This window comes from Flavobacterium sp., from assembly GCF_013822155.1.
Taxonomy (GTDB): Bacteria; Bacteroidota; Bacteroidia; order Flavobacteriales; family Flavobacteriaceae; genus Flavobacterium.
Map to the genome: position 1 here is coordinate 1 of NZ_PNJW01000103.1, position 4170 is coordinate 4170.

At 32.5% G+C, this 4170-nt stretch carries 3 protein-coding genes; all 3 read left to right on the forward strand.

What is annotated here, in order from left to right; translation table 11 throughout:
- A partial coding sequence (locus tag C0512_RS14730; RefSeq protein ID WP_290862911.1) for a Fic family protein occupies positions 1-1396 on the forward strand: 1396 nt, incomplete at its 5' end.
- Positions 1397-1649: 253 nt separating this feature from the next.
- Positions 1650-2702 carry an MBL fold metallo-hydrolase gene (locus tag C0512_RS14735; RefSeq protein WP_290862913.1) on the forward strand — a complete coding sequence of 351 codons (1053 nt, stop codon included), beginning with the start codon at positions 1650-1652 and terminating at the stop codon, positions 2700-2702.
- A complete protein-coding gene (locus C0512_RS14740) occupies positions 2702-4084 on the forward strand; it encodes an ABC-three component system protein (protein WP_290862915.1) in 1383 nt (460 codons plus the stop codon). Before C0512_RS14735 ends, C0512_RS14740 begins: the two co-directional genes overlap by 1 nt.
- The last annotated feature ends 86 nt before the right edge of the window (positions 4085-4170 follow it).

Sequence of the window (4170 nt, forward strand, 5' to 3'; positions counted from 1 at the left end):
AGCTACAGACCCAAATGAAAAAAATGGTGAAACTACCGCTTGGTATAGTTCTTATTGGGATTTCATTTCCCAATTTCTTGGTCGAAAGTATGGTGACAATTGGTGTTTGTCCGCTGATCAGTCACTACTTATTCATGCTGGAAACTGGTCAGTACCGCAACAATTGCTTGTCCGTTCTCCGAATGGAAACAATAAGCCTACTCCGTTACCACACAACACTTCATTGTTCAACCTAAAGTCAGAAATACCAACTACTGCACATACAGAAATACAAAAAGGTATGCGTATTTATAACTTGCAGTCGGCAATAATTTATAGTACAGCCTCCATTTATAGTCGTAACGCTATTGATGCCCGAACAACTCTTTCTTTGATACGAGATGCATCAGAGTTATTATCTATATTGTTAGAAAATGGACATACTACACTAGCCGGACGTCTAGCCGGTGCGTTCCGGAATATAGGAAGAGAAAAAATAGCTGACCAAATAGTGGATACTTTTAAAGAGGCAGACTACGATATCCGTGAAGAAGATCCATTTGAGAATAAACTTGCGATTAAATTACCTGCTCGTGAGCGTTCGCCATACGCAAACCGTATTCGTCTGATGTGGATGGAGATGCGTGAAGAGGTTATAGCAAACTTTCCTGTAGCTCCTGGTCTTTCCTTAACTCCTGACTCATATCTGCAGGATATCGACGATATTTTTGTTACAGATGCTTACCATTCTCTTTCCATTGAACGATATAAGGTAACACCCGAACTGATTGCCAAAGTAAGTAGTGGCGAATGGGATATAAAAGAAAATGAGGAAGATCGTAAACAGAGGGATGCAATGGCAGCAAGGGGATATTATCAAGCTTTTAATGAAGTAAAAAAAACTATTGAAAGTATATTACAGGGTGCTAATTCTGGCACACAAGTGGATAAAGACCACGCAAAATGGTACAGGCAATTATTTGATCCAAGTGTGGTTGCGGGACTACTCAAAGCCTCAGATTTAGCAGGATATCGTAATCATCAGGTTTATATAGGCAATTCTAAGCATGTCCCACTTAGTGTGGATGCAATGCGTGATGCTATGCCCATATTGTTTGAGTTGTTAGAAGAAGAGCCAGAAACCTCTGTAAGAGCTGTGTTAGGACATTTTATTTTTGTTTTTATACACCCATATATGGATGGTAATGGAAGAATGGGTAGATTTCTGATGAATGCTATTTTGGCTTCAGGAGGCTATCCATGGACAGTAATTCCAGTAGAAAGACGAGAGGAATACATGCAGGCTCTTGAAAGTGCAAGTGTTGATCAGGATATCAAACCTTTTGTTACATTTTTAGGGTATTTGGTAGACCAAGGGTTGCAGGGAAGCGCTGTGGCGGAACTTCCCCATAAATAAAAAGCGGACACTTGATTTTAAATCTTCTTGAGTGTATTTCAAAAATACAGACGTTTAGTTTTTTATTGTGATACCTTTTTAAAACAATATTTACTTAGAGTTGAATTTAAAGGATTAAAAGTAAGTTTACAGATTCTTTTCAAATAAGATGTTTTTGTAATAAATAACACTGCTTTTTTAGTATATTTAACATTTTATTATTAAGTGCAAGTTTATTAAGTTAAACGTAATAAAGGAAATATAAATAATTTTCATGAAAATAAAATTTTTACAAGCTTTTAATGGTGATTCTATATGGATCTCATTTTTCGAAAATGACATTCCTAGAAATATCCTTATTGACGGAGGTGTCGGCAACACTTATAAAAACTCATCAAATGTAAAGGGTGATTTGCATAAAGTAATTGAAAAGCTTCGAAAAGATGAGCAGTTCATAGATCTCCTTATTTTAACCCATTTTGATGACGATCATATCGGCGGAATTTTGAGATGGCTGAATAAAGACAAAGAGGCTTCTAGTCTTATTAAAAAGGTTTGGTTTAACTCAGGAAAGGAAATAGCTAAGAAGTTTGAAAGCGATGAAAACAAAGATTTGGATATTGAAATAGTTAACGGAGCCGACGATTTTCACACAAGTCCTCGACAAGGGATTAAATTTGAAAAATATCTTAGAGATAATAATTTATGGCAAGGGGAAATTATTGAACAAGGTTCAGAACATGATTTATTTGGCTTAAAATTCAAAAGTTTGTCACCAAACAACGAGAAACTTGATCAGCTTTTAAAACTATATGAAAAACAAAAGGATTATTTTACAAGTGGCGAGGAATATGATTTCCAAACTTCTTTGAAAGATTTTATTGATGAAGAAAATCAATCTGATTTTAAATTTAAGGAAGATACAAGTGTTGCAAACGGAAGTTCTATTGCTTTTATAATGGAATATGAAGACAAAAGTTTTCTTTTCTTAGCTGATGCTCATCCTTCTGTGATAATCGAAGGGTTGAATACTTTCGGTTACAATAAGGATAATCCTTTAAATGTGGAATTGATGAAAATATCTCATCACGGAAGTATGTACAATACCAACAAAAAACTTTTGGAAATTGTAAAAACAGATAATTATCTGATAAGTTCAAATGCAACTAAACACGGATTACCAAATAAAAGAACAATAGCTAGAATTATCAATAATAATCCTAACGCTTTTATTTACTTCAACTATGATTTAAAAGACACAATCTTTTCAGAGCAGGATTGGAAAGATTACTCGGATTTTAGATCTAAAATGCAAAATGAGTTTTGATGAACGGAAACGACTTAAAAAAATATTCAGTCATTTTAGACAGTGGGAGCGGTGTTTTGTTTCAACCTTTGGACGAAACTAAAACTTATATACTTTCTGCGAAACATGTTTTTTATGAAGATGTGAAACATGATAATGGACCAGATACAAAAGAACTAAAAGCTAATATTAGTTACTTTTTCTCAAATAGTCAAAATGAACCCAATGAAATTGAAATAATATATGGGCAAAATTATTTTGAGCATTCTAGTGAAAATGTAGATGCAGCTATTTTAATTTTAAATGGAAACTTAGGCTTTAATCAGATTTTTGTTGATGAAGATTGTATCGCTTTTAATGAGTGTTTACTATGTGGTTATCCTAGTAAAATAGGTGACAATGAGAATGACAGATATAGTAATTATCAAATTAATCGCAAAGTCGATACAACCAATAACGGGTACTTTAGATTAGAGACAAATTTCGGAAATCTAAATCATGAAGACATTTTTGGTTTTTCCGGTGGCGGAATTTTGAGATTAAGTAATGGAATGATAAATATCGTTGGTATTCAATCATCGACAATCACAGATTATGCAAATGGGCAGATAGACGTTGTTCCGATTAATAAGTTTATAGAAATAATTGAGGAGAACAATTTATCAGAAATTATACCTTCATTTTTGATAAGTTTTGAGTTCTTAAAGGACAAGGCTTTTGATATTTCTGCGGGGATATTAGATGAGAATATTTCTTATACAAGAAAGTTTCTGAAAGATAAAACACTTGAAGTTATTAATAGTAACATTACTCCAATATTTATCAAGGATCTTTTCAAAGAGAGATTATTAATTAATGAAAATAATGGGGTGAAACTGAATGATGAACTAATCTATCTTACTTGGTTAGAGTTCTTAACATTAATAAATATTGCAAAAGAAGTTTCTTGCAATCAAAATGATCTTGAAAGTATTTTTTCAATGACAAGATTATTGTATAAGAATACAAATGATGATTGGCAAAGTGATAATTTCCTGAGAGATTGTTTGTCATCAAACTACTTAGGATTAAATGAAAATGGAACTGTCTTTATAAAGACAAAAAGCAATCCAATTGCTGGAAATATAGCTTATTACAAGCTAGAAAAAGGGAGTTTAGTTCCGAGAATTGATACTTTCAGGAAAAAGTATGAAAATGGAATCTTAACAGTAAATAATATTGGAAGTGCTGTATCTGATGTAGATGAGTTTGCTTTTGATAAATATAATTTTGTTCATTTTGAATATTTAAAAAAATATATGCTCATTGAGAATAGTGAAGATTTCAAACCCTATAAGAAGTCTAATGAGCAGGATCTATTAATTAAACTAAAAGAAGAATATGGAAAAGTATTTGGAATATAGTACTGATGTAATAAATCAATTAAAAGAAAAATATAAGACTTGTGATTTTCAGTTTCGTTTAGCACAGTCCAATGTAAACATATCTG

What these genes read in the sequence shown, in the direction of transcription:
- C0512_RS14740 (WP_290862915.1), top strand. Translation starts at nt 2,702, where the DNA reads ATGAACGGAAACGACTTAAAAAAATATTCAGTCATTTTAGACAGTGGG.
- C0512_RS14735 (WP_290862913.1), top strand. Translation starts at nt 1,650, where the DNA reads ATGAAAATAAAATTTTTACAAGCTTTTAATGGTGATTCTATATGGATC.